The organism is Geodermatophilus sp. SYSU D00697 (assembly GCF_054050175.1).
The window spans coordinates 1-24,977 of record NZ_JBJGYV010000028.1 but is presented as its reverse complement, the minus strand read 5'-3'; the positions used below and the strand labels follow the sequence as shown (position 1 = coordinate 24,977).

The window sequence follows — 24,977 nt, the reverse complement described above, 5'->3', positions numbered from 1 at the left end:
AGGGGAGCCTAGGGCCGCTCCCCCGGTCTCGGCACGGTCGCGGCGAGTTCGGTGGCCCGCGACAGCACCGCGTCGAGCATCGGCTCGGTGAGCTTGCCGGTGAAGGTGTTCTGCTGGCTGACGTGGTAGCTGCCCAGCAGGGTCAGCGGCCCCCGCGGCCCCTCCAGGGTCACCTCCGCCCCGTGCCCGAACGCCGGCCGCGGCCGGGGCAGCTGGTGGCCGGCCTCGGCCAGCACCGGCCACAGCGCCGTCCAGCCGAAGCCCCCGAGGACGACCACGACCCGCAGCCGCGGCAGCAGCGCCAGTTCCCGGGCCAGCCACGGCGAGCAGGTGTCCCGCTCCTCCGGCGTCGGGGCGTTGGCCGGCGGCGCGCAGCGCACGGCGGCGGCCACCCGGACGTCGGTGAGCTCCAGCCCGTCCCCGACGTGGGTGGACGTCGGCTGGTTGGCCAGCCCGGCCCGCCAGAGCGCGGCGAAGATCCAGTCGCCGCTGCGGTCCCCGGTGAACACCCGCCCGGTGCGGTTGCCCCCGTGCGCGGCCGGCGCGAGCCCGACCACGGCGATGCGGGCGTCGGCCGGCCCGAGCCCGGGGACCGGCCGCCCCCAGTACTCCTGGTCGCGGAAGGAGGCCCGCTTGACCCGGGCCACCTCCTCCCGCCAGGCCACCAGCCGCGGGCACGCCCGGCAGCCGGACACGCGGCTGTCGAGGACGGCGAGGTCGCGGCTGCCCCGAGCCGACCGGACGACCCCGGCGGGGCTGCGGGTCACGGGGAAGCCGGAGGCGTCGGTTGCCACGCCGTCAGGGAACCACCCCGCCGCGGGCGCGCCGGGACCGGCTCCGGTGCATGATCACCTCGTGGCACGCAGCAAGAAGGAGAAGGCACCGGCGAGCTGGAAGCTGCTCTCGGCCGGGTTCGCGGTGCCCGCGGGCATCGCCGTCCGGAAGGTGAGCGACGCCGCCTGGTACGGCGTGCGCGGCACCACGCCGCCGAAGAACCCGGCCGCCCCGGGGGTCAGCTGGGGCGAGGCGCTGGCGTGGGCCGCGGTCTCCGGTGTGGCCGTGGCCGCCGGGCGGCTGGTGGCGGCCCGCGGGGCGGCGGCCACCTACGAGAAGCTCACCGGCAAGCTGCCGCCGGGGATCAACCAGGGCACGACCTGACCCCGGCCGGCCGCGGCGAGCGGCCCGGTCTCCCCCTTTCGGGGCGCGCCAGCACCCCGCCCTCCACCTAGCCTCGAACGCGGTCGGCGACCAGGACGGACGACGTGCCGGCGCCGGCGGGTGAGGAGTGTGGACGGGTGGACGCGACGGTGTCGCTCTCGGGGCGGGGTCCCCGTGCCGGTGTCCCGGTCGTGGAGGACGGAGCCACCGGCCGGGTGATCCCGCTGCCGGTGCCCCCGGCGCCGGACCGGCGCGCCGCGGTCGTCCGCGCGCACGCCGACTTCGACGTGCTGGCGGGTGCGTGGGACGACCTCTGGGCCCGCTGCCCGTCGGCCACGCCGTTCCAGACCCACGCGTGGACCAGCGCCTGGGCGCGCGCCTACGTCCCGGCCGGGCAGCTGGTCGTGGTCACCGTGTGGGAGGACGACCTCCTGGTCGCGGCCGCGGCCCTGCACCGGGTCCGCCGCGGGCTGGTGCACCTGCTGGCCCCGCTGGGCGGGGACCTCTCCGACCACACCGACGTCCTGGTGGACCCCGAGGTGCCCGACGCCGGACCCCGGCTGGTCCAGGCGCTGCTGCAGGTGCCCGGGTGGCGCCTGGTCGACCTGCCCGAGGTGCTCCCGGACGCCGAGGCGGCGCGCTGGGCGCAGGGCTGGCCCGGCCGTGTCCGGCGGAGGACCGGATCGGTCCACCTGCACCTGCCGGCGCTGCCGGTGGCCGATGTCCTGGCCCGCGTCCCGGCACGGACGGCGGGGACCCTCCGCCGCAAGCTGCGCAGGGTCGACAGGCTGGGGATCGAGCGGACGGAGGTGGCGCCCGGGTCCGTCGCGCGGGCCGTTCCGGACCTGATCAGGCTCCACGAGGCGCAGTGGGCCGGCCGCCGCGGCAACCCCGAGCACCTCACCGACCGGTTCCGGCAGCACCTCGTCGACGCCCTCGCACCGATGATCGAGCGCGGCCAGGCGGTGTTCGTGGAGTACCGCCTGGACGGCGAGCTGATGGCCAGCGAGGTCGACCTCGTGGGCCCCGAGCAGCTGGCCTACTACCTGGCCGGCATCTCCCCGGAGCTGCGCCAGCACATCGACACCGCCGTCCTCCTGGTCAGCGGCGCGCTGGAGCGCGCGACCCGGCTGGAGAAGGCCGAGTACTCGTTCCTCCGTGGTGAGGAGGACTACAAGCTCCGTTGGCGCCCCACCGAGGTGACGAGCACGCGGCTCCTGCTCGCCCGCCCGGGGCTGCTGGGCTCGGCCGGGTACCTCACGGCGACCGCCGTCATCGGCGGCGCCCTGACGCTGGCCCGGCGCGCGCTGCGCGGCCGGGCACGCGACCTCGCCCGCGCGGTCATGCACGGCCTGCGGGTGCTCCGGGCGCGGACGTAGCACCGGCCCGCTCGACCGGCACCGGCCGCCCGCGCGCCGGTCAGCCGCGGGCGATCCCGAGCGCGATGCCGTCGAGGATGTCGTGCTCGCTGACGACGACGTCGTCGAGCGCGAAGGCGTCCATGACCACCCGCAGCACCAGCGAGCCGGCGCCGATGACGTCGACCCGGCCGGGGTGCATGACCGCCTCGGCCGCGCGCCGCTGCCGCGTGGCCGTCAGCAGCCCCGCGGTCACCGCGCGGACGGCGGAGACGGGGATCCGCGAGCCGTGGATGGCGACCGGGTCGTAGGCCGGCAGCCCGAGGGCGAGGGCCGCGACGGTCGTCACCGAGCCGGCCAGCCCCACGAGCGTCGCCGCCTCGCCGACCGGCACCGTGGCGGCCACCTCGGCCAGGGCCGCGCGGATGTCGGCCTCGGCGCGCTGGATCTCGTCGGCCGTGGGCGGGTCGCCGTGCAGGTGCCGCTCGGTCAGCCGGACGCAGCCGATGTCGACCGAGCGGGCCGCCCGGACCCCACCGGCGTCCCCGAGGACGAACTCCGTGGACCCGCCGCCGATGTCGACGACCAGGTAGGGCGCCTTCGGTGCGGGCTGGCCGTGGGCGGCGACCGCGGCGTCCAGCGACGCGGTCGCGCCGAGGAAGGACAGCCGCGCCTCCTCGTCGCCGGCCACGACGTCGGGCAGCCGGCCCAGCGTCGCGACCACCATGTCCTCGAAGTCGGCACGGTTGGCGGCGTCCCGGCTGGCGCTGGTGGCCACCATGCGGACCGCCGTCGCGCCGAGCTCGCGCGCCTGCGCGGCGTACTCGGCGAGCACGACGCGGGTGCGCTCGATCGCCTCCGGCGCCAGCCGCCCGGTGGCGTCGACGCCCTGGCCGAGCCGGACCACCTCCATGCGGCGCAGCAGGTCGGTGTGCGGCCCCTCCGGCGGGACGTCGGCCACCAGCAGGCGGATCGAGTTGGTGCCGCAGTCGATCGCCGCCACACGGGTCATCTCTCGTCCTCGTCCACGGCTCGACTCCGGCCTCGTTCCGCTCCTCGGTCGCTGGCGCTCCCTGCGATGCTCGCTCGGCCGTCGTCTTCGCGATCCGCCGCGCAGGGGCCGTTGGCCCACCACTCCCCCATCTCGGCCACCGCGCGGTCACCGATCGGGTTCACCCCGGGCCCGGCGGCGAGCGCGTGTCCGGCGAGGGCGTGCAGGCACTTGACGCGGTCGGGCATGCCGCCGGCGGTGTTCCGGGTGGGCAGCACGCCCAGGGCGTCGCGCTCGGCGAGGTAGGCCTCGTGCGCGGCCCGGTACCCCGCGGCCAGCTCGGGGTCGGTGCCCAGGTCGGCCTGCCACTCCTTCATCCGGCCGGTGGACTCCAGCCGGCTGGCCGCGGCGTTGGCCCGGGGGCAGGTCAGGTAGTAGAGCGTGGGGAACGGGGTGCCGTCCTCCAGCCGCGGGGAGGTCTGGACGACGTCGGGTTGCCCGCAGGGACAGCGGTGCGCCACGGCCCGCAGGGCCCGGGGCGGCCGGCCGAGCTGCCGGGCGACGATCTCGCGGTCCTCCGGGCCGACCAGCTCCCGGACGCGGTCCCCGGGAGCGCGCGACTCGTTCACTCGCCCGGCTCCTCGTCCCCGTCGGCCACGGCGACCGACTGCAGCAGCGCGTCGTACCAGGGCAGCTCGGCGTCCGACTCCTCGGGGACGGTCCCGGCATCGCCCTCCACGGCGTCGCCGTCGACCACCACCACCAGCCGGTCGCCGGGCAGCACGTAGGTCAGCCGTTCGCGCGCCTGCCGGGTCTGGTAGTCGGGGTCGGCCTGGCGCTCCAGCTGCGCCTGCAGGTCCTCCGCCCGCTGGTCGAGGGCGGTGCCCTCAGCCGCCAGCCGGGCGAGCTCGGCGCGGCCGGCGAGGAACTGGCGGATCGGCCCGGCCAGGGTCAGCGCGAGCAGCAGCACCAGCCCGCCGAGCACCACCGCCCGGCCGGTGAACAGCGGACGGCGGGGCGCGCCGGAACCGGCCGCCGTCCGCGGGGTGCGGCGTCCGGGGCGGCGGGCCTCCGGCCGGCTGCCCGCACCGGAGCGGTTGCCGGCCGGGACCGGGCGGGACGCCGCGGTCGACAGCGGGCGCCCGGTGGAGCGGCGCCGGGCGGGCGGGACCGGCCCCGCCCCGCCCCGGCGGCTGCGCGCACCGCTCATCGGCGGGTGGACCTCATCGGCCGGACAGCCGCGGGAACGCGGCCGCGCCCGCGTAGCGGGCGGCCTCGTCGAGCTCCTCCTCGATGCGCAGCAGCTGGTTGTACTTCGCCACCCGCTCGCTGCGCGCCGGAGCGCCGGTCTTGATCTGCCCGCAGTCGGTGGCGACGGCGAGGTCGGCGATGGTGGTGTCCTCAGTCTCGCCGGAGCGGTGGCTCATCATGCAGCGGTAGCCGCTGCGGTGGGCGAGGGAGACCGCGTCGAGGGTCTCGGTCAGCGTGCCGATCTGGTTGACCTTCACCAGCAGCGCGTTGCCCGCCCCGCGCGCGATGCCGTCGGCCAGCCGGGCCGGGTTGGTGACGAACAGGTCGTCGCCGACCAGCTGCACCCGGTCGCCGAGCGCCGCGGTGAGCGCGATCCAGCCGTCCCAGTCCTCCTCGGACAGCGGGTCCTCGATGGAGACGATCGGATAGGCCTCGACCAGCTCGCGGTAGTAGTCGGTGAGGTACTCCGCCGACCGGGTCGAACCCTCGAAGTCGTAGCCGCCCTCGCCGTGGAACTCGGTCGCCGCGACGTCGAGGGCGAAGGCGATGTCCTCGCCCACGGTGTAGCCGGCCTTCTCCACCGCCGCGCCGATCAGGTCGAGCGCGTCGCGGTTGCTGGGGAGGTCGGGAGCGAAACCGCCCTCGTCCCCGAGGCCGGTGGACAGCCCCCGGCCCTTCAGCACGGCCTTGAGCGCGTGGTAGGTCTCGGTGCCCATGGCCAGGGCCTCGGTGAAGGTCGCCGCGCCGATGGGGGCGATCATGAACTCCTGCACGTCGACGTTGCTGTCGGCGTGGGCGCCACCGTTGAGGATGTTCATCATCGGCACCGGCAGCAGGTGCGCCGAGGGACCGCCGACGTAGCGGAACAGCGGCAGCCCGGCCGACTCCGCGGCCGCCTTGGCCACCGCGAGGCTCACACCGAGGATCGCGTTGGCCCCTAGGCGCTCCTTGTTCGGCGTCCCGTCCAGGTCGAGCAGCCGCTGGTCGATCAGCCGCTGCTCGCTGGCGTCGTAGCCGACGAGTTCGGGGCCGATGACGTCGAGCACGTTGTCAACGGCCTTGCCGACCCCCTTGCCGCCGTAGCGCTCACCGCCGTCGCGCAGCTCCACCGCCTCGAACGCGCCGGTGGAGGCGCCACTGGGGACCGCGGCCCGGGTGATCGTCCCGTCGTCGAGGGCGACCTCGACCTCCACGGTGGGGTTTCCGCGCGAGTCGAGGATCTCCCGCGCGCCTACGGCGTCGATGCTGGGCACGGGGGCAGCCTAGCCAGCCCGGTCGCCGGGCCGTGACCGCGACGCCGGACGCGGACCAGCGACCGGCACCCCTCGTCCGGGGGAGGTCCTCCCCCGGTCCCCTTGTCCGCCCCCGTCCCGCGCCGGTCTGCTGGCTCCTGGACGGATGCCCTCGTCGGGCCGGTGCGGAGGAGCAGGGATGACCTCGGGGTTCTCGGAGCTGTGGGCGGCGCGGCCGCGCGTGCGGACGCTGTTCAGCTGGCCGCTCCTGGCCGGCCTGCTGCTGGTCGACCTGGCGTTCGTCGTCGTGTCGGTGGTCCACGAGGAGCGGTTCGGCCTGGACCTGCTCGACCCGTCCCCGTGGCTGCTGGAGGCCGACGGCGGCCACTCCGAGACGTGGGGCTACGCCCTGCAGGCCGCACTCGCCGTCTCGCTGGCGACCCTGGCCGTGCTCTCCCGGCGGCCGGTCTGGGTCGGCTGGGCGCTGCTGTTCGCCGCGGCCCTGGCCGACGACAAGCTGCGGCTGCACGAGAACAAGGGCGCCTGGCTGGCCGACCGGCTCACCGCGCACCTCTGGTTCCCCTCCGACGGCTTCCTGGGCCTGCGGTCCAACGACCTCGGCGAGATCCTCGTCTGGGGGCTGCTGTCGGTCGTGCCGCTCGCGGTGGTGGTGCTCTTCCTCCGCAGCAGCGACCGCTGGACCCGCCGGGCCAACCTCGGGCTGGCCGTCCTGGTCGCCGGCTACGTCTTCTTCGGCGGCGTGGTCGACCAGCTGCACGTCCTGTTCCTCGACACCCCGCTCGCCGGGAGCATGGGGACGATCGAGGACGGCGGCGAGCTGGTGGTGCTCAGCCTGACGGTGTCCTACGTCGCGACACTGCTGCGCCGGGTGGTCCGGGAGCGCCGGACGGACCCCGCCGACGCCGAGCCGGCCCCCGCGCTGGTCTGACGCGGGAGGACGGTGCCGGGCTCAGCGCCCGGCGCCGTCGCGGGCCTCCGCGGCCGCGTCGAGCTCACCGGCGTAGCGGCGGACCGCCTCCCGCAGCGCGTCCTCGACGTCCCAGCCGCGGGCGGCCGCACCGCTGACCACGGCCAGCAGGCGCTCCCCCAGCTCCTCGGGGCTGCGGGTGGACAGCTCCGCCGGCTCGGGCACCGGCAGGCCGGCCCGCCCGGCCCGGCGCACCAGGGCCGCACCCCAGGACGCCGCGGGCTGGGACCGGGAGACGCCCTCGGTCGGCGACCGGCGCTGCTTCTCGGCCTTCTTGATCTCCTCCCACCCGGCCTCGACCTGGGCGACGTCCCGCGGCCCGGCGTCCCCGAACACGTGCGGGTGCCGCCGCACCAGCTTGTCGACCAGCTCACCGGCGACGTCGTCGACGGTGAACCGCCGGCCGGGCTCGGCCTCGGCGGCCACCCGGGCGTGGAACACCACCTGGAGCAGCACGTCCCCGAGCTCCTCGCGCATCGCTGCCGGGTCGTCGTCCACGATCGCGTCGTAGGCCTCGTGCGCCTCCTCGAGCAGGTACCCGCGCAGCGAGGCATGGGTCTGCTCGGCGTCCCACGGGCAGCCGCCGGGTGAGCGCAGCCGGTCCATGACCGCGACGACGTCGAGCAGCCGGGCCCCCGGTGGGAGCGGCGCGCCGTCGACGACCTCGGCGGCACCGACGTCCTCCCCCGTCACGAGCGCCACGACCTCGTCGGGACGGGCGGCCGCCGCGGCGGCGTCCGGCACGCCGTCGACCGCCCACCCCGCGGCCCGCAGGGCCTCGGCGGTGGCGGCTGCGCCGGGCAGCGCCACGACCGGGAGCCCGCCGGAGACCGCCCGCCAACCGGCGGGGCCGAGCAGGCCGGGGAGGGTCGGGCGGACGGTGACGGCGAGCGCGACGGGCACCCGGTCAGTCTCCGGCAGTGGCCGGACCGGTGCCCTGCCCGGCCCCCGTGTCGGTGCCGAGGACCTCGACCACGCCGCTGTCGTCCGGGACGACCTGGCCCTCGTCGAGGACGCCGAAGCGTGGGTTGACGGTGATGTCGAGGCCGTCCCGGACCTCGGCGACCAGCTGCTGCGCGGCGTCGTCGACCTCGGCCTGCGCGGCCTGCTCCAGCTGCGGCCGGACCTCCTCGAACGACGGGGTGACCGGCTGCCCGACGAAGACGACGAGGACGCCGGGGACCTCGCTCACGGTGGTGGTGAAGGCGGTGTTGGGAGCGGCCGCGCCGACCTGGTCGGCGATGGCGGTCGGCACCTCGTCCCGGCCCCGCGGCTGCAACTGGGGGAGGGTGGTGCTGCCGGGGTACTGCCCGGCGATCGCCGGGTACGCGGCCGGGTCGGCCTGCAGCGTGGCCACGGCCGCGTCGGCGGCGGCCTGGTCGGGCACCGTCACGTAGCCGAGCTGGACCCGGGAGAGCCCGGGCAGCTGCTCCTCGTAGTCGGCCCGCAGCTGCTCCTCCGAGAGCCCCGCGTCGACCCCCTGCTCGGCCAGGATCCGCTGACGCACCAGCTGCTGCCGGACGGTCTCGAAGACGTCGGCCCGGCCGACCCCCTGGGCGGCGGCCTGCGCGTAGATCGCGTCGGGGTCCTGGTCGCCGATGAGCTCGTCGAGCCGCGCTTGCACGTCGGCGTCGGAGAGGGTCACGCCGTACCGCTCGGCCGCCGCCGCGTAGACCTCCGACTGCACCAGCCGGGTGAGCACCAGCCGGGTGAACTCGTCCTCCCGGCCCTGGGTCGCCGCGGCGAGGTCGGGGGCCTCCAGACGCTCGTCGACCGCCGCCTGCAGCTCGGCCACGGTCACCTGCTCGTCCCCGACGTAGGCGGCGACGTCGGGCGACGTCCGGCAGCCGGCGACCCCGGCCAGCGCGGCCAGGCCGAGGGCCAGGGTCGTGGTCAGGCGACGTGTGCGCACGCCTTGCGAGGGTGCCACACCGGGTGTGACCGACGGCGCAGGCGCCGCCTCCCCGGCGGCGTCCCCCCGACGAGGGATGCGCCGCACGCGCCTGTGCGGCCAGCATCGCGGGGTGCCGCTGCCCGTGCCGCCCGTGCGCTCCTGGCCGGCGTCTGCCTGCGGGGACCTCGTCGTCCGGCTCGTGGACCTGGCGGCGGACGACGACGCGGTGGCGCGCGCGACCGCGTCGCTGTCCCGCGAGGAGCTCGCCCGCGCCCGCCGCGGCACCCCTCCGGTCCACCGGCGCCGGGTGCTCCTGCGCGCCGCCCTCCGCGCGGTGCTCGCCGAGGAGCTCGGCACGCCCCCGGACCGGGTGCCCCTGACCACGACCGCGGCCGGACGCCCCCGGCTGGCCCTCGACGGCACCGGCCTGGACGCGAACTGCTCGGCGAGCGGCGCGCTGGGGCTGGTCGCGGTCGGGCGGGGCCGGCGGGTCGGCGTCGACGTGGAGCGGGTGACGCCGTGGCACCCCGGGGTGCTCGACGAGGGCTGGCTCAGCGCGTCCGAGCGGCGGGCGCTCACCCTCCTGCCGCCCGCGGCCCGCCCGGTCGCCGCCACCCGCGCCTGGACGCAGAAGGAAGCCGTCCTCAAGGCCCGCGGCACCGGGCTGCGCGAGGACCCCGCGGCGACGGTCACCGTCATCGGCCGGGCGGACGGCGTCGTCGCCGGCTGGCCGGTCTCCCCCGTGCCCGTGCCCGACGGCTGGGTGGCCAGCCTCGCCAGCGCCCCGGAAGCCCCCGCTCCGGAACAGGAGATGTCCTCATGACCCTCGCCCCCGCCGTCCCGGGACGCTCGGCCGACCGCGGCGCGTCCCAGCTGGCGGAGTTCCGCGTGCGCTGCGAGGAGGTCGCCGGCGTCCCGCTCGACGCCCCCGGCGCGCTGCACGCGTTCTCCGTGGCCGAGCCGGAGCTGTTCTGGCGCACGCTGCTGGACTGGTCGCAGCTGCCGTGGTCGGGCTCGGCCGACGTCGTCCGCACCGGGGACGACGTGCGGACCGCCCGCTTCTTCCCCGACGTCTGTCTCAACTACGCCGAGGCGCTGCTGCGGCCGCTGCCGGGCGCGGGTGACGACGCCCCCGCCGTGACCGCCGTGCACGCCGACCGTCCGGCCGACACCCTCACCCGCGGCCAGCTGCGCGCGGAGGTCGAGGTCACCGCGGCCGCGCTGGCCGGGGCGGGCCTGCGGGCCGGCGACCGGCTGGTGCTCGTCGCGCCGCACGCCGCCCGCACGATCGTCGTGGCCCTGGCCGCGGCCGCCCTGGGTGCCGCCGTCTCCACCGCCGCGCCGGACATGGGGGCCCCGGCCCTGCTGGGCCGCTTCGAGCAGGTGGAGCCGGCGTTCCTCGCCGTCGACCGCACCGTCATGGGCGAGGGGACGGCGGCCGCGCTGCTGGCCGGGCTGCCGACCGTCCGCCGGCTCGTCGTCCTCGACGACCTCCCGCTGCCCGACGGGGCGCTGCCCGCGGACCGGCTCGACGACCTGGTCGCCGGGGCCGGGCCGTCGCCTGCGTGGGAGCGGCGACCGTTCGACACCCCGCTGTTCGTGATGTTCTCCTCCGGCACCACCGGCCCGCCCAAGGCGATGGTGCACGGCGCGGGCGGCACGCTGCTCGAGCACGTCAAGGAGCACCGCCTGCACGGCGACCTGACGCCGGCCGACACGCTGTACTTCCACACCACCACGGCCTGGATGATGTGGAACTGGCAGCTGTCGGCGCTGGCGGTGGGCGCGCACGTCGTCACCTACGACGGGCCGGTCACCGGCCCCCGGACGCTGTGGGACCTGGTCGACGACCACGGGGTCACCGTCTTCGGCACCAGCCCGGCCTACCTGCAGCTGTGCCAGGACGCGGGGTGGTCCCCCGCCGCCGAGCACGACCTCTCCCGCGTGCGGGCGGTGCTCTCCACCGGCGCGGTGCTGCACGACTGGCAGTTCGACTGGGTGGCCGAGCACGTCGGGCCGGTGCCGCTGCAGTCGATCTCCGGGGGCACCGACATCATCGGCTGCTTCGTCCTCGGCAGCCCCGAGGAGCCGGTGCGGCGGGGTCGCTGCCAGACCCGCAGCCTGGGCCTCGACGTGGCCGCGGTCGACGAGGACGGCACCGAGGTCGTGGGCGCGGTCGGCGAGCTGGTCTGCCGCAACCCGTTCCCCTCGCGGCCGGTGGGCTTCCTCCGCGACCCCGACGGTGCCCGCTTCCGCGCCTCCTACTTCGCCGAGCACCCGGGCATGTGGACCCACGGCGACCTCGTCGAGTTCGACGCCGACGGCTCGGCCCGGCTGCACGGCCGCTCCGACGGCGTCCTCAACATCGACGGCGTCCGCATCGGGCCCAGCGAGATCTACACCGTGCTGCGCAGCCTGCCCGAGGTCGCCGACGCGATGGCCGTCGAGCAGCGCGACCCCGACCGCCCGGGTGCCACCCGGATGGTGCTGCTGGTCGTGCTGCGCGAGGGGGCCGCGCTCGACGGCGGGCTGGACCGGACCATCCGGCGCAGGCTGCGCGAGCAGGCCTCCGCGGCGCACGTGCCGGCCCTCGTGGTCGCCGTCCCGGAGCTGCCGCTGACGCACAACGGCAAGCGCTCCGAGCGCGCCGCCCGCGACGCGGTGAACGGCGACCCGGTGGCCAACGCCAGCGCGCTGCGCTCGCCGGCCTGTCTGGACGCGATCCGGGCGGCCGTCGCCGCGGCCGGCACCGCCCCGGACGCGCCCGTGGCGGACGACGGCGACCCGCTGCTGCGCGCGGTCACCGGGCTGTGGAGCGAGGTGCTGAGGACCGGCGGCATCGGGCCCGACGACGACTTCGCCGACCTCGGCGGCACCTCCCGGCAGGTGCTCAGCCTGCTGCGGCGGGTCCGGCTGGACCTGGGGGCCGACGTGCCGCTGGAGGTCTTCGCCGATCAGCCCACGCCGCGGGGCCTGGCCCTCGCGGTGGCCGCCGCCGGGTCGCCCGAGGACGGCGGCGTGGCGGTGCTGCGCCCCGGGACCGGCCGGCCGGTCTTCTTCGTGGCCGACGCGTGGGGGCAGCTGAACCTCTACGCCGGGCTGGTCCGCCGGCTGGCCACCGACCGGCCGGTGCTGGGGCTGCAGCCGCGGCTGACCGGCCCGGGCGGGGAGCACCTGGCGATCGAGCAGGTCGCCGCGCACGCGCTCGACCAGGTGAGGGAGATCCAGCCGGAGGGGCCCTACAGCCTCGTCGGCTACTCGTTCGGCGGCCTGGTGGCCTCGGCGATGGCGACGTCCCTGGAGGGCGACGGCGACACGGTCGCGTGGCTCGGGCTGCTCGACGTCCGCCCGCCGCAGGCGGCGCTGAGCCGCTGGGAGGTCACCTCCCGGCGATGGGCGGCGCGGCTGCGCACGCTGCTGTCCCGCCGCGTGCTGAGTGCGGTGCGCGACCGGCTGCGCCCGTCCCCGGCCGCCCCGACGCGGTCACCGGCGGCCGTCGCCGACGCGGAGCTGGCGTTCTTCACCCGGTCGGAGGCGGTCGGGGAGGCCTACCGGCCGGGGCCGGTCGCCGGCCCGGTGACCTACTACCTGGCCGAGGGCTCCCGGGACATCGTCCGCGGCACGCTGGGCGCCTGGCGGCGGGTGTCCCGGGACCTCACCGTGGTCGACGTCCCCGGGTACCACGGCGACGTCGACGACGACCGGGTCGGGATGCTCAGCGAGCAGCACGTGGGCACCCTGGCCGCCCGCGTGTCGAAGACGCTGCGCTGAGAGGGCTCCCCTGCCCCCCCGCCGCTCGCACGCTCGCGGCGGGTCCCTGCAGGGGAGCCGGTCGAGGTTCGGGAACCCTCCCCCTCAGGCCGCGACCGGTTGGTCGAGGACCGAGGCCAGCAGCGAGTGCAGGTTCTCCAGCAGCGCGACGTCGCGCAGCGGGGTCCGGCGTTCCGGTCCGACCGGCACCTTGAGCGAGATGGTGTCGACGGCGGACTTGTAGGTCGCGCCGTCGGCCAGCCGGGCCAGCCGCATCTGCTGGGACTCCCGCAGCGGGACCGGCGAGATGCGGATCGCCCGGCCCTGCAGCGACACCTCGGTGATCCCCCACGCCCGCACCGCGGCCCGGAACCGGGCGACGGCCAGCAGGTTGAGCACCGGCGCGGGCGGGGCGCCGTAGCGGTCGGTGAGCTCGTCGAGCACCGCCTGCGCCTGCTCGTCGGACTGCACGGAGGCCACCTTGCGGTAGGCCTCCATCCGCAGCCGCTCGCCGGGCACGTAGTCGTGCGGCAGGTAGGCGTCGACCGGGAGGTCCACCCGGACGTCGGCCGGCTCGGCCGGGGCCTCCTCGCCGGACAGCTGCGCCCGGTAGTCGGTGACCGCCTCGCCGACCAGCCGGACGTAGAGGTCGAAGCCGACCCCGGCGATGTGCCCGGACTGCTCGCCGCCGAGCAGGTTCCCCGACCCGCGGATCTCGAGGTCCTTCATCGCCACCGCCATGCCGGCGCCGAGGTCGGTGTTGTGCGCGATGGTGGTCAGCCGGTCCACCGAGGTCTCGGTCAGCGGCCGCGAGGGGTCGTAGGTGAAGTACGCGTAGGCCCGCTCCCGCCCCCGGCCGACGCGGCCCCGGATCTGGTGCAGCTGGGAGAGGCCGAAGGTGTCGGCGCGGTCGACGATCAGCGTGTTGGCGTTGGGGATGTCCAGGCCGGACTCGACGATCGTGGTCGCGACCAGGACGTCGTACTCCTTCTCCCAGAAGCCCACCATGATCCGCTCGAGCTCGTGCTCCTTCATCTGCCCGTGGCCGACGGCGACGCGGGCCTCGGGCACCAGGTTGCGGATCTTCGCCGCGGCCTTGTCGATCGACTGCACCCGGTTGTGGATGACGAAGACCTGGCCGTCGCGCAGCAGCTCCCGGCGGATCGCCGCGGCCATCTGCTTGTCGTCCCAGGCGCCGACGTAGGTCAGCACCGGGTGCCGCTCCTCCGGCGGGGTGAGGATCGTCGACATCTCGCGGATGCCGGTCAGCGACATCTCCAGGGTGCGCGGGATCGGGGTGGCCGACATCGACAGGACGTCGACCGCCGTCCGCATGGTCTTGAGGTATTCCTTGTGCTCGACGCCGAAGCGCTGCTCCTCGTCGACGATGACCAGGCCGAGGTCCTTCCAGCGGGTCGTCGGCTGCAGCAGCCGGTGGGTGCCGACGAGCACGTCCACCTCGCCGCGGGCCAGCTCCTCGAGGATCTGCCGGGTCTCGGCGTCGGACTGGAAGCGGGAGAGCACCTGCACCTTCACCGGGAACTGGGCGAACCGCTCGGAGAAGGTCTTGAAGTGCTGGTTGGCCAGCAGCGTCGTCGGCACCAGGACGGCGACCTGCTTGCCGTCCTGCACGGCCTTGAACGCCGCCCGGACGGCGATCTCGGTCTTCCCGTAGCCGACGTCTCCGCAGATGATCCGGTCCATCGGGACCGGGTTCTGCATGTCGACCTTGACCTCGTCGATCGCGGCGAGCTGGTCGGGGGTCTCCTGGAACGGGAAGGCGTCCTCGAGCTCGCGCTGCCAGACGGTGTCCGGCCCGAAGGCGTGGCCCTTGGTGGCCATGCGCGCGGAGTAGAGCCGGATCAGCTCCGCGGCGATCTGCTTGACCGCCCGGCGGGCCTGGCCCTTGGTCTTCTGCCAGTCGGCGCCGCCGAGCTTGGACAGCGCCGGCGCCTCGCCGCCGACGTAGCGGGTCAGCTGGTCGAGGGCGTCGGTGGGCACGAACAGCCGGTCCGGCGGCTGGTTCCGCTTGGACGGCGCGTACTCGACGATCAGGTAGTCCCGCTGCCCGCCGTTGACGGTGCGGCTGACCATCTCGATGTAGCGGCCGATGCCGTGGTGCTCGTGCACGACGAGGTCGCCGGGCTGCAGCTGCACCAGGTCGACGGCGTTGCGGCGGCGGGCCGGCATCTTCACCGCGTCGCGCATCGTCGTCCCGCGCGAGCCGGTCAGGTCGTGCTCGGTGAGCAGCGCCAGGCCCACCCCGGGGAAGGCGAAACCGGCCTCCAGGTTGCCCTGGGTGACGAGGGTCAGCCGCGGCTCGGGCGGCCCGGCGATGTCGGGGACCAGCCGGGTGCCGAGGTCGGCCTCGGTGAACTGGTCGGCAGCACGCTGCGCGGGGCCGGGCCCGGCGAAGGTCACCACGACCCGCCACCCGTCGCGGTGCCAGCCGCGCATCGTCTCGATGGCCCTGGGCACGTCGCCGGCGAAGCGCTCCACCGTCGTCGCGTCGAGGGTGACGTGCGTGTCGTCGTCCTCGCTGACCAGGGTGAACGCGCCGGTGCGCCACCACGGCAGGCCGCGGCCGCGGGCGGCGGACTCGACGTCGGCGAGGTCCCGGAAGGACGACGCCCCGAGGTCGAGCGGTGCCTCCCCGGCCTCGGCGGCGGTGGCCCAGGACGCGGCGAGGAACTCCTCGGCGGTGCGCACCAGGTCGGCGGCCCGGCTGCGCACGCGCTCGGGGTCGCAGACCAGGACGTGGGTGCCGCGCGGCACCAGGTCGGTGAGCAGCTGGAGGTCGCCCTCGATCAGCGCCGGGGTCAGCGACTCCATGCCCTCGACAGCGATCCCCTCGGCGAGCTTGCCGAGGATCTCCAGCAGGCCGGGGTGCTCGAGAGCGAGCGCCGCCGCCCGCGCGCGCACCGCGTCGGTGAGCAGCAGCTCGCGGCACGGCGGGGCCCACAGCCGCTCGGGGCGCTCGTCGAGGGAGCGCTGGTCGGCGGCGGAGAAGTAGCGCAGCTCATCGACCTCGTCGCCCCAGAACTCCACGCGGACCGGGTGCGGCTCGGTGGGCGGGAAGACGTCGAGCAGGCCGCCGCGGACGGCGAACTCACCGCGCTTCTCCACCAGCTCCACGCGGGTGTAGGCGGCGTCGGCCAGCGCGCGGGCGACGTCGTCGAGCTCGGCGGTGTCGCCCGGCCGCAGCTCGACCGGCACGAGGTCGCCCAGGCCGGGCGCCAGCGGCTGCAGCACGCTGCGCACCGGCGCGACGAGCACGTCGATGGCGCCGTTGTCCCCGGGGGAGGTGAGGTCGCGGAGCACCGCCAGCCGGCGGCCGACGGTGTCCGCGCGGGGGGACAGCCGCTCGTGCGGCAGCGTCTCCCAGGCCGGGAACACCTCGGTGCGCCGGTCGGGCAGGAAGCAGCGCAGCTGGTCGGCTACGGCGTCTGCGTCCCGCTCCCCCGCGGTCACGACGAGCACCGGGACCCCGGCGCCACCGGTGCCCGCGGCCAGCGCCGCCGCCACCAGCGGCTGCACGGACGGCGGTGCGGTCACCGCCAGCTCCGCGGTCCCGGCCGCGGCCACGACGCGGGCCATGCCGGGATCGGTGAGGACGACGTCGAGCACGCCGCGCAAGGTCACGAGACCGTCTCCTACAGAGTCCGGGCCACGCACGTCGCGCCGGGTGCGCGGGGGGCCGGTAACCCAGGTTAGTCCGCGGGCGGGGAGGGTGCCGCCGCGCACGGGCAGCGGCCGGCGCGGTCAGCCGGCGGTGGCGTCGAAGAACTCGAGCAGGGCGGGCAGGTCGAAGTTGGACGGGTCGCCGTGCTCCCCTTCGGTGGCGACGACGACCGCGCTGCCGCCGTCGGCGACCACCTGCGCGGCGCAGACGTCGGCGTTGCGGCCCTTGTCGACCACGGTGTCGTCCTCGGACGCCCAGAAGAGTGCGGGCACGGCGGCGCCGAGGGCCACCGGTGAGAGCTCCTCCAGGGCGTCGGCCACCGCAGGCCCGTACGCGGCGTCGATCGAGTCGGCGTAGTCGTCGTAGACCGAACCGAGGTCGCACAGCGGGTAGATGCCGGCGTAGGCGCGCAGCCCCTCGATGCGCCGGTCCTCGACCAGGCGGGCACCGGCCAGCCCGCCCATCGACTCGGCCACGAGGTACACGTCCGTGGGGTCCACGAGGTCGCTCACGGCGGCGGCGAGGGCGGCGTGGGCGTCCACGCTCGCCGTGCTGCCCCAGGCGTCCCCCTCGGCGTCGCTGGCGGCGACCACGTACCCGGCGGCCACCAGCCCGTCGGTGAGCTCCCCGAACGCCTCGCCGTTGAGCAGGGCGGTGGCGCGGGCCTCGTAGCCGTGGGCGTAGACGACCAGCCGGCCGTTGGGCCGCTCCGGGCGGACGACGATCGCGGCCTGGCCGCCGACCTCGACCTCGTGCACACCGGGCCCCAGGTCGGGCAGCGGCTCCGGGGACGGCGACGGGCGGGGCGTCGCCGAGGCCACGGGATCGGCGGCCGGACCGCCGCAGGCGCCCACGAGGAGGAGCACCGCGAGCAGCCCCAGCGCACCCCGCCGCCCGGCGCGGTGCGCGGTTCCCCGGGAGCCCGCGACCGACGAGGTGGTCGGCCCGGACACGGCGGAGCTCAGACGCCGCGCATGCGCACGGCGTGCCGGGCGAGCTTGGCCAGCACGTGCGGAGCGCGGTCGCCGGGAGCGACGTAGGAGCGCGGCAGGGTGAAGCGGTCCCCGGGCAGGTGGTCCCCGGTCACGCAGGCGTGGTCGTAGCCCGCCGCGCGGACCGCGTCGGCGGCGGCCGCGTCGAAGTAGCCCCACGGGTAGCAGAACCCCGGCACCGCGGCCTGGAGCACGTCCTCCAGCACGCGGCGGCTGCCGGCGACCTCGCGCTCCAGGGTCGCCGCGTCGGCACCGCGCAGGTCGGCGTGGGTGAGGGTGTGGCTGCCCACCTCGTGACCGGCCGCGACCACCGACCGGACCCCGTCGGCGTCCAGCAGGTCCAGCCGCGGGCCGTCGTCCCACGCGTTCTGCCCGCCGAGCAGCCCGGCCACCACGTAGAGGGTGGCGGTCATGCCGTGCCGGGCGAGGAGGGGGACGGCGTGCTCGAGGAAGTCGGCGTACCCGTCGTCGAAGGTCAGCCCCACCAGCCCGGCCGCGGCCCCCCGCTGCTGGGCGTCGAGCAGCTCGGCCAGCGAGACGCCCCGCAGGCCCAGCCGGCGCAGCAGCCGCAGGTGCCGGTCGAGCCGGTCGGGGGTGACCCGGACCCGGTGCGGGTCGGGCCGGCCGGCCGGGCAGATCGAGTGGTACATCAGGACCGGCGGGATGCGCAGCCGCCGCCGGTCGGCGGCCACGCGCTCGGCCGGGACGGTCACCGGCGGCCGTCCCCGGCCAGGACGGCGCCGCGGGCCGCCCGGGGCTCGCGCGCCGCGCCGCCCTCGAGCGCGACCAGTGCCCGGCGCAGTGCCGTGCTGGAGGTGTGCACCGTGTACGGGAAGTAGCGGACCTCGACGCCCACCGCGGCGAAGTCCCGCTCCAGCCGGTTGCCCTTCTCCGTGCCGCGCCAGTCGTCGCCCTTGAAGATGACGTCGAAGCCGACCTCGCGCCAGGTGTCGATCTTGTCCGGGACCACCTCGGCGTGGACCTCGTCGACGATGCGCAGGCTGCGGACGATCTCCATCCGCTCGGCCAGCGGGATGACCGGGGCCCGGCCCTTGGTCAGGACGAGCATCTCGTCGGAGACCACCCCGGCGATGAGGTGGTCGCACTGCTCGGCGGCGTGCCGCAGCAGGTTCAGGTGGCCGATGTGGAACAGGTCGTACGCGCCCGGCGCGTACCCGATCACTCGAGACATGCGTGCTTCTCCCCCGTGGCAGGACGTGCTGCCTTGTCCCGTCCAGTGGACCAGAGACGACTACGGACAGTCATCACCCGGAGGGGTCATCCACCCGAAAGTGCGTAGCTGACCTGGGGGGCGACCCCCGCCTCCGATCACGCAGTGCGAGCAGGACGCGGGACGACGACGTCGAGGAGCGCGTCGACGGCGCCCTCGATCCGGGTGAACGCGTGCGCGAAGACCTCGTCGGGACGCCCGTGGGGGTCCTCCACGTCGTCGTCCCGCGGACCCGTGCGCAGTGCCCGCAGCCGCGGCGCCGCGGCGACCAGGGCGGCCAGCCGGTCGGCCGGGTGCCGCTGGTCGAGCGCGGCGCCGCCCAGCCGGGCCAGGTCGGCGAACTCCCGCAGGGCGAAGGTGCGCCGGACGGCCGCCGGGGCGCGGGTGACCACCGCCGACCGCTGCTCGGTCGTCATGGTCAGCACCAGGCCCGCCGAGCGCGCTCCGAGCGGCTCCAGCTGGCGGGCGGCGAAGCCCTCCGGGTCGACGCCGCGCGCGGCCAGCAGCCGGGCCATCGGGGCCGCGACGGGCTCCCCGGCCAGGGCGGCGAGCCCGGCGCTGGCCACGGCGACGCCCGCGCCCTCTCCCAGGCCGGCCCGGAGCAGCAGCTCCGCGGCCGGCGAGCGGCAGATGTTGCCCGTGCAGACCACCAGCACCGGGAACGGCGGGCGAGCCGCCTCCGCGGCGACCACGCTCAGCCGACGGGCTGCTTGCCGGCCCGGGTGACGGCGCCCGGCTCGACGGGGACGGGACCCCGGCCGGCCGCGGTCGCCTGCCCACCGCCGTCGACGGCGGCGTCCCGGGCGTACCCGTAGGTGTCCTTGCCGCGGTCGAGCTGGTTGAGCACCACCCCGAGGACCCGCGCGTCGACCTGGGCCAGGTTGCGCAGGCCCTCCGCCAGCTGGTGGCGGCGCACCTTGGTCGCGTTGGCCAGCACGATCGTGCCGTCGACCAGGGTCGAGAGGATCGTGCCGTCAGCGACCGGCAGCAGCGGCGGGCAGTCGATGACGACGTGGTCGTAGGAGGCCCGCAGCTGGTCGAGCAGCCGGTGCATCGCCGGCGAGGCCAGCAGCTCGGTGGGGTTGGGGGGCAGGACGCCGGAGGTCAGCACCTCCAGGCCCGTGCGGCCCCACTCCTGGACGACGTCGGGGACCTCGGCCTGGCCGAGCAGCACGGTGGTCAGGCCGGCCGACCCCTCGAGCCCGAGCCGGGTCGCCACCGAGGGGCGGCGCAGGTCGGCGTCGACCAGCAGCACCCGGGCGGAGGTCTCGGCCAGCGCGACGGCGAGGTTCACGGCGACGGTCGACTTGCCCTCCGCGGCCAGCGACGAGGTGACCGCCAGCACGCCGCGGGAGGTGCGGGCGCCGTCGGCGAGCTCGCCCCGGCGGCCGACGTCGAGGAACTGGAGGTTGGTCCGCAGCTGGCGGTACTCCTCCGCCTGCGGGCTGTGCGGCGCGGCCTCGACCGCGACGCGCCGCTGGCGCGTGCCGTCCACACCGAGGTTGCCGATGACCGGCCGGTTGGTCAGGGCCGCGACCTCGGTGGCGGTGCGCACCCGGGTGTCGAGCGCGTCCCGGCCGAGGGCGGCGAGGACGCCGAGGCCCAGCCCGAGGACGACGCCGGCCGCCAGGTTCAGCAGCACGTCGGGCGAGGAGGTCTTCCGCGGCGTCTCCGCCGGCGCGACCACGGTGGCCTCGATGGCCGGCCGCACCGCGTCGGTGCCGGTCGGCGAGAGGTCCTCCACGACGGTGATCACCTGGTCGGCGACCGCGTTGGCGATGCGCGCCGCCTGTCCCGCGTCGGTGTCGGTGACCTCGATCTCGAGCAGGACGGTGTCGCTGGGCGCGGTGACGTCCACCTGCCCGGCCAGCGCGGAGGTGGTCTCGGCGAGGTCGAGCCGGTCGATGACCGGCTGCAGCACCGACGGCGTCTCCACCAGGCTGGCGTAGGACGTCATCTGCGCGCGGGTGGCGTTGCCCCCCTGCTGCAGGTCGTCGACGCTCTCGGCCGCCCCGACCGAGAAGAACAGGGTGGCCTGGGCCGTGTAGGTCGGCGTCGCCAGCCAGGTGGCCAGTCCGCTCCCGGCCACGCAGATCAGAAACACGGCGACGACGATCCGGACACGGCGTCCCAGAACGGTCAGGAATGTGCGCAGAGCCACGATGTTCCTCTCGCGGTGGTCAACGCCACCAGCAGCGATGTGCGTCCAGGAAAGGTAAGCGGGAAATGCGTCAACCGACTGGCACCCTCACCATTTCGGGTGAGGGCCCGACCTCGCGGAGCGGACCGTTGCGCGCCGGCTGGACCCCCTTCCGCGCGACCGACTGGCTGTAGACGGCCAGCCCGGCGACGAACCACAGGAAGGTGGCGTACTGGGTGATGAGCGCGACGCTCACGAAGGAGGGGATCTGCGCGACGACGGCGATCGTCGGCGCGGTGGCCCGACCGCTGAGCACGTAGCCGCACGCGGCCAGCAGCAGGACGGTGACCAGGACCAGCGGCACCCACCCGTAGCGCAGGCCCAGGAGCAGCAGCGCGTTGTCGATCGACCGGAAGCCGCCGAAGAACCGCTCCCCCGAGGCCAGCCCGTAGGCGCTGCTGGAGCGGCCGAACAGCTCGATGTCGGGGACGAGTTCCAGCAGCGCCCAGCGGTACCCGGCACTGTCGGTGGCCTCCGACCCCGCCGCGGCGAACACCCCGGACAGCAGGGACGCGAAGCCCGCGCCGACGACGACGAGCCCGGCGGTGACGACCACCCGCACCCGCGTGGACAGGCCACTGCGCAGGAACGCCACGCACAGCGCGATCCCGAACACGGCGGTGGCCAGCCCCACCCGGCTGAACGTCACGGCAGAGGCCGCGACCATGAGCACCGCCATCGGCACGCGCACCGCGGCGCGGAACGGCGCGGCCAGCGTCAGCGGGACGGCCAGGGCCAGGCTCGCGCCGAGCGCGATGGAGTGACCGAAGGCGCCCTCGGCCCGGGCCCGCCCGCCGCGCTCCTGGATCGGCGCCCAGTCGACGTGGAGCCGGCCCTGCCCGGGGATCTGCACGAACGGGTTCCAGCCGGTCGCGAACTCCACCAGCGCGAGGACCGCGACGAGGGTGAACGCGACCGCGACCGCGCCGTACACCCACTGCAGGCCGACCCGCTGGCCGACCAGCCGGCCGACGAGGAACGCCCCCGTCCACTGCGCCACCAGAACGAAGACGTCGCTGATGCTCGTGGCGCCCGTCGCGATCGGGACCAGCCCGGCGAGGACGAACAGCACGACCACGCCGTCGGCCAGCGTCAGCCGGCCGGCCAGGGGTGCACCGCCCCGGGGGCGGAGGGACACCAGGACGGCGAGGACGACGAGGGTGACCAGCACCTCGGGTTCCCACTCGAGCACGATCGAGATCCCGGCCCACACCGGCACCAGGCACAGCACGAGCAGCCAGACGGCGAGGGCCAGCCGCGGGGCGTGCCGCATGGCGACCACACCGAGGGCGCCGACCGCCGCCACGGCGCCGGCCAGCAGGACGGTGTCCACCGCCTGGCCCGGCACGGCGAGCACGTCCATGGTCCCCCGATCTGCGCGACTCCCGCCCCCTCGGCACGCCGGAGAGGACTGTTCTCCGGAAAGTCCGAGAAAGGGACCTGCGCACGCTCTCACGGACCGGCCCGACGCCGCTCCCCCCGAATGCGGACATCACCCGAAAGGGCCTGTCCGACCCCCGGGAGAACGGCAGGACCATAAAGTGGCTCCCGCGCGGGGAACCGGCCGGAATGGTGTGGCCGAAACGGCCGGCGACGGAGATCGGCCGCGCCTCAAGTTCTCCTGCCGGGACGTCGATGTACCCGGTGCGACGCCGGTCGCGCCTGGGCGAGGGGGAGAACGTGTCCGAAGTCGACATCGGGGCGACCACGGTCGTGGCCGTGCTCACCTACCGGCGGACCGAGCTCCTGCCGCCACTCCTCGACGAGCTGGTCACGCAGGCCGCCACCCTCCTGCCGCCGGCGGAGGTCGTCGTCGTGGACAACGACCCCGAGGCCAGCGCCGCCGACCTGGTCGGCGGCTGGGCCGGTCGCGGTGTCCGTTACGTCCACGAGCCCCGGCCGGGGATCTCCGCGGCACGCAACCGCGCGCTGGCCGAGGCCTCCGGCGCCGACGCGCTGGTCTTCATCGACGACGACGAGCTGCCCGGCCCCGGCTGGCTGGCCACGCTGGTCGCCGCCTGGCGGCTGTGGGGCTGCGCCGCTGTCGCCGGGCCCGTCGCGGCCCGCCTCGACGGGCCCGTCGACCCGTGGATCGCCGGGACCGGGGTGTTCGACCGCCGGCGGTGCGCGACCGGCTCCCTGCTGCTCGGGGCCGGAGCCGGCAACCTGCTCCTCGACGTGGCCCGCGTGCGCGAACTGGGGCTGACCTTCGACGAGCGGCTGGGCCTCACCGGCGGCGAGGACACCCTGTTCACCCACGCGCTGGCGCACCGGGGGGCCGGGCTGCGCTGGTGCGACGAGGCCGAGGCGACCGAGCACGTCCCCGCCGCGCGCCTGACCCGGCGGTGGGTGCTCCGGCGCAGCTTCCGCTCGGGCAGCTCGTGGAGCCGCGCCGAGGTCCACCTGGCGGCCGGGCCGGTCCGGCGGTGCCGCACCCGTGCCGTCGTCCTGGCCAAGGCCGCGGTGCGCATCCCGCAGGCGTCGACGCGGTGGCTCGCCGCGACGGCCCGGCGGGACGACGCCGCCCGAGGGGCCGCGGCCGCGACCGCCGCCAGCTACGCCGGGCTGGTCGTCGGCGCCTTCGGCTACGTGGCCGGTGAGTACGCCCGGCCACCGGTCCCCGCCGTCCTGCCGGGCCCCCCGGTCCCCGTGGAGCGGCAGCATGCCGCCCGTTGACAGCGGGGCGCCCGCCGCCGACGCGGTCGCGACGTCCCCGTCCGCACCGGCGGACCTGGGCCGGGTCGCCGCCCGGGGCGCCGGCGTCACGCTGGTCGGGCAGGGGCTGCGGATCCTCCTGCAGCTGGCGTCGGTGGTGGTGCTCGCGCGGCTGCTCGCCCCCCGCGACTACGGCCTGCTCGCCGTCGGCCTGCTGGTGGTCGGCATCGGCGAGGTCGTCCGCGACCTCGGGCTGTCCACCGCCGCCATCCGCGCACCGTCGCTGACCCCGCACCAGCGGGACGGGCTCTTCTGGCTCAACACCGCCGCCGGGCTGGTGCTCGCGGTGGTCGCCGTCGCCGCCGCGGGCCCGGTGGCGAGCGCCTTCGACCAGCCCGCGCTCGAACCCGTGGTCCGCGCGCTGTCCCTGACCTTCGTGCTCAACGGCCTGGCCACCCAGTACCGGGCCGGTCTGACGCGCGACCTGCGCTTCGGCGCGGTGGCCGGCTCGGACCTGGTCGCCCAGCTGCTCTCCTTCGCCGTGGCGGTGGCCACCGCCCTCGCCGGCGCCGGCTACTGGGCCCTGGTCGCCCAGCAGCTCACCCAGGCGACGACCGCCCTCGTGGCCGTGGTCGCGCTGGCACGGTGGGTGCCGCGCCGGCCCCGGCGCGGTGCGGGCCTGCGGCCGTTCCTGCGCTTCGGCGGGGGGCTCACCGGCACGTCGGTCCTCTACTACGCGGGCAACAACCTGGACAACCTGGCGCTGGGCCTGTGGGCCGGCCCGGTGGCGCTGGGCATCTACAACCGCGGGTTCCAGCTGCTGATGAGCCCGCTCAACCAGCTGCGCTCCCCGGCCACCACGGTCGCGGTCCCGGTGCTGGCCCGCATCCAGGACGACCTGGAGCGCTCGGGTGAGTACCTGCGCCGCAGCCAGCTGGCCCTCGGCTTCACCCTGGTCGCCGGCATGGGCCTGGGAGCGGGCGCCGCCGGTCCGCTGGTCGACGTCATGCTCGGGGACCGCTGGCACCAGGTGGCCCCGGTGCTGGCCCTGCTCGCCGTGGCCGGCAGCGCGCAGACGCTGTCCTTCGTCGGCCACTGGGTGTACCTGTCCCGCGGGCTGTCCGGGGAGCTGCTGCGCTACACCGCGGTGACCCTGGTCCTGAAGGCCGCCTGCATCGGCGTCGGCAGCGCGTTCGGGGTCGTCGGCGTCGCCGCCGGCTACGCGTCGGCCGCGCTGCTGGAGTGGCCGCTGTCGCTGTGGTGGCTGTCCCGGATCACCGTGCTGCCGATCCGGCAGCTGCTGCTGGGCGCGCTGCGGATCACCGCGTGCGCCGCCGCCGGGGGCTCGGTCTGCTTCCTGGTCACCCAGCTGGCCGTCGCGTGGCCCGCGCCCGGACGCCTGGCGGCCGGCCTGCTCGCCGGCCTGCTCACCTACGGCCTGGCCGCCCTCGTCCCGGGCATCCGGGCCGACCTCACGGGCGTGGTGGCGTGGGGGCGGCAGATGGTCTCCCGCGGTCGCTGACCGCACGGACGCGGGGGGGGCCCGGGCCCCCGGGCCGGGGGGCCCCGCGGTGCCCCCCGGTGCGGCGGCGCCC

The 24,977-nt window shown here is 76.1% G+C and carries 21 protein-coding genes; 7 read left to right on the top strand and 14 right to left on the bottom strand.

The annotated features are described in order from the left end of the window. Positions 1-8 precede the first annotated feature (8 nt). The gene (locus ACI79C_RS20010) at positions 9-794 is read right to left on the bottom strand and encodes a uracil-DNA glycosylase (protein ID WP_456947439.1); all 786 of its coding nucleotides are present in this window, start codon (positions 792-794) and stop codon (positions 9-11) included. Between the two features lie 61 nt (positions 795-855). Here ACI79C_RS20010 and ACI79C_RS20005 point away from each other — a divergent pair, with 61 nt between their 5' ends. Then, positions 856-1,158 (top strand): DUF4235 domain-containing protein, encoded by a 303-nt coding sequence (locus tag ACI79C_RS20005; protein ID WP_456947438.1) that lies wholly within the window; start codon positions 856-858, stop codon positions 1,156-1,158. 137 nt (positions 1,159-1,295) lie between these two features. After that, positions 1,296-2,537: a GNAT family N-acetyltransferase gene (locus ACI79C_RS20000; protein ID WP_456947437.1), complete on the top strand. Its 1,242-nt coding sequence runs from the start codon at positions 1,296-1,298 to the stop codon at positions 2,535-2,537. Positions 2,538-2,577: 40 nt separating this feature from the next. On the opposite strand, the gene ACI79C_RS19995 is transcribed toward ACI79C_RS20000, so the two are convergent. From ACI79C_RS19995 to eno, 4 genes are read right to left on the bottom strand one after another with little or no spacing between them, the layout of a single operon-like run. Next, entirely contained in the window at positions 2,578-3,528 is a 951-nt protein-coding gene (locus ACI79C_RS19995) for a Ppx/GppA phosphatase family protein (RefSeq protein WP_456947436.1), read from the bottom strand. Then, positions 3,525-4,136 carry a DUF501 domain-containing protein gene (locus ACI79C_RS19990; RefSeq protein ID WP_456947435.1) on the bottom strand — a complete coding sequence of 204 codons (612 nt, stop codon included), beginning with the start codon at positions 4,134-4,136 and terminating at the stop codon, positions 3,525-3,527. The genes ACI79C_RS19995 and ACI79C_RS19990 overlap by 4 nt, the downstream gene beginning before the upstream one ends. After that, on the bottom strand, positions 4,133-4,717 hold the full coding sequence (locus ACI79C_RS19985) for a septum formation initiator family protein (RefSeq protein ID WP_456947434.1): 585 nt from the start codon (positions 4,715-4,717) through the stop codon (positions 4,133-4,135). Before ACI79C_RS19985 ends, ACI79C_RS19990 begins: the two co-directional genes overlap by 4 nt. A gap of 13 nt (positions 4,718-4,730) precedes the next feature. After that, complete coding sequence (gene eno, locus ACI79C_RS19980; protein WP_456947433.1) at positions 4,731-6,011, bottom strand: phosphopyruvate hydratase; 1,281 nt, start codon at positions 6,009-6,011, stop codon at positions 4,731-4,733. 178 nt (positions 6,012-6,189) lie between these two features. Between eno and ACI79C_RS19975 the strand changes: the two genes are divergently transcribed. Next, a complete protein-coding gene (locus ACI79C_RS19975) occupies positions 6,190-6,939 on the top strand; it encodes a hypothetical protein (RefSeq protein WP_456947432.1) in 750 nt (249 codons plus the stop codon). 21 nt (positions 6,940-6,960) lie between these two features. Here ACI79C_RS19975 and ACI79C_RS19970 read toward each other — a convergent pair whose 3' ends face one another. Both ACI79C_RS19970 and ACI79C_RS19965 read right to left on the bottom strand, forming a co-directional pair. Continuing rightward, on the bottom strand, positions 6,961-7,881 hold the full coding sequence (locus ACI79C_RS19970) for a MazG family protein (RefSeq protein ID WP_456947431.1): 921 nt from the start codon (positions 7,879-7,881) through the stop codon (positions 6,961-6,963). A gap of 4 nt (positions 7,882-7,885) precedes the next feature. Then, positions 7,886-8,890 (bottom strand): SurA N-terminal domain-containing protein, encoded by a 1,005-nt coding sequence (locus tag ACI79C_RS19965; protein ID WP_456947430.1) that lies wholly within the window; start codon positions 8,888-8,890, stop codon positions 7,886-7,888. Positions 8,891-9,002: 112 nt separating this feature from the next. Between ACI79C_RS19965 and ACI79C_RS19960 the strand changes: the two genes are divergently transcribed. Next, a complete protein-coding gene (locus ACI79C_RS19960; protein ID WP_456947429.1) occupies positions 9,003-9,695 on the top strand; it encodes a 4'-phosphopantetheinyl transferase family protein in 693 nt (230 codons plus the stop codon). Then, positions 9,692-12,643 (top strand): acetoacetate--CoA ligase, encoded by a 2,952-nt coding sequence (locus tag ACI79C_RS19955; protein WP_456947428.1) that lies wholly within the window; start codon positions 9,692-9,694, stop codon positions 12,641-12,643. Before ACI79C_RS19960 ends, ACI79C_RS19955 begins: the two co-directional genes overlap by 4 nt. Before the next feature lie 84 nt (positions 12,644-12,727). Here ACI79C_RS19955 and mfd read toward each other — a convergent pair whose 3' ends face one another. The 7 genes from mfd to ACI79C_RS19920 form a co-directional block, all read right to left on the bottom strand. Further along, complete coding sequence (gene mfd / locus ACI79C_RS19950) at positions 12,728-16,264, bottom strand: transcription-repair coupling factor (RefSeq protein WP_456947427.1); 3,537 nt, start codon at positions 16,262-16,264, stop codon at positions 12,728-12,730. Between the two features lie 120 nt (positions 16,265-16,384). After that, positions 16,385-17,257: a hypothetical protein gene (locus ACI79C_RS19945; protein WP_456947426.1), complete on the bottom strand. Its 873-nt coding sequence runs from the start codon at positions 17,255-17,257 to the stop codon at positions 16,385-16,387. A gap of 8 nt (positions 17,258-17,265) precedes the next feature. Then, positions 17,266-18,009, bottom strand: coding sequence for a polysaccharide deacetylase family protein (locus tag ACI79C_RS19940; RefSeq protein ID WP_456947425.1), 744 nt, complete (start codon positions 18,007-18,009; stop codon positions 17,266-17,268). Continuing rightward, positions 18,006-18,488: an adenylyltransferase/cytidyltransferase family protein gene (locus tag ACI79C_RS19935; protein ID WP_456947424.1), complete on the bottom strand. Its 483-nt coding sequence runs from the start codon at positions 18,486-18,488 to the stop codon at positions 18,006-18,008. The genes ACI79C_RS19940 and ACI79C_RS19935 overlap by 4 nt, the downstream gene beginning before the upstream one ends. A 137-nt stretch (positions 18,489-18,625) precedes the next feature. Beyond that, positions 18,626-19,219, bottom strand: coding sequence for an arsenate reductase/protein-tyrosine-phosphatase family protein (locus ACI79C_RS19930; protein ID WP_456947423.1), 594 nt, complete (start codon positions 19,217-19,219; stop codon positions 18,626-18,628). 2 nt (positions 19,220-19,221) lie between these two features. Beyond that, positions 19,222-20,688: a polysaccharide biosynthesis tyrosine autokinase gene (locus tag ACI79C_RS19925; protein WP_456947422.1), complete on the bottom strand. Its 1,467-nt coding sequence runs from the start codon at positions 20,686-20,688 to the stop codon at positions 19,222-19,224. Between the two features lie 70 nt (positions 20,689-20,758). Then, positions 20,759-22,090 (bottom strand): hypothetical protein, encoded by a 1,332-nt coding sequence (locus ACI79C_RS19920; RefSeq protein WP_456947421.1) that lies wholly within the window; start codon positions 22,088-22,090, stop codon positions 20,759-20,761. A 317-nt stretch (positions 22,091-22,407) separates the two neighbouring features. Between ACI79C_RS19920 and ACI79C_RS19915 the strand changes: the two genes are divergently transcribed. Together ACI79C_RS19915 and ACI79C_RS19910 are read left to right on the top strand one after the other, a co-directional pair. Further along, positions 22,408-23,403 carry a glycosyltransferase family 2 protein gene (locus ACI79C_RS19915; RefSeq protein ID WP_456947420.1) on the top strand — a complete coding sequence of 332 codons (996 nt, stop codon included), beginning with the start codon at positions 22,408-22,410 and terminating at the stop codon, positions 23,401-23,403. After that, a complete protein-coding gene (locus tag ACI79C_RS19910) occupies positions 23,390-24,904 on the top strand; it encodes a lipopolysaccharide biosynthesis protein (protein ID WP_456947419.1) in 1,515 nt (504 codons plus the stop codon). The genes ACI79C_RS19915 and ACI79C_RS19910 overlap by 14 nt, the downstream gene beginning before the upstream one ends. The last annotated feature ends 73 nt before the right edge of the window (positions 24,905-24,977 follow it).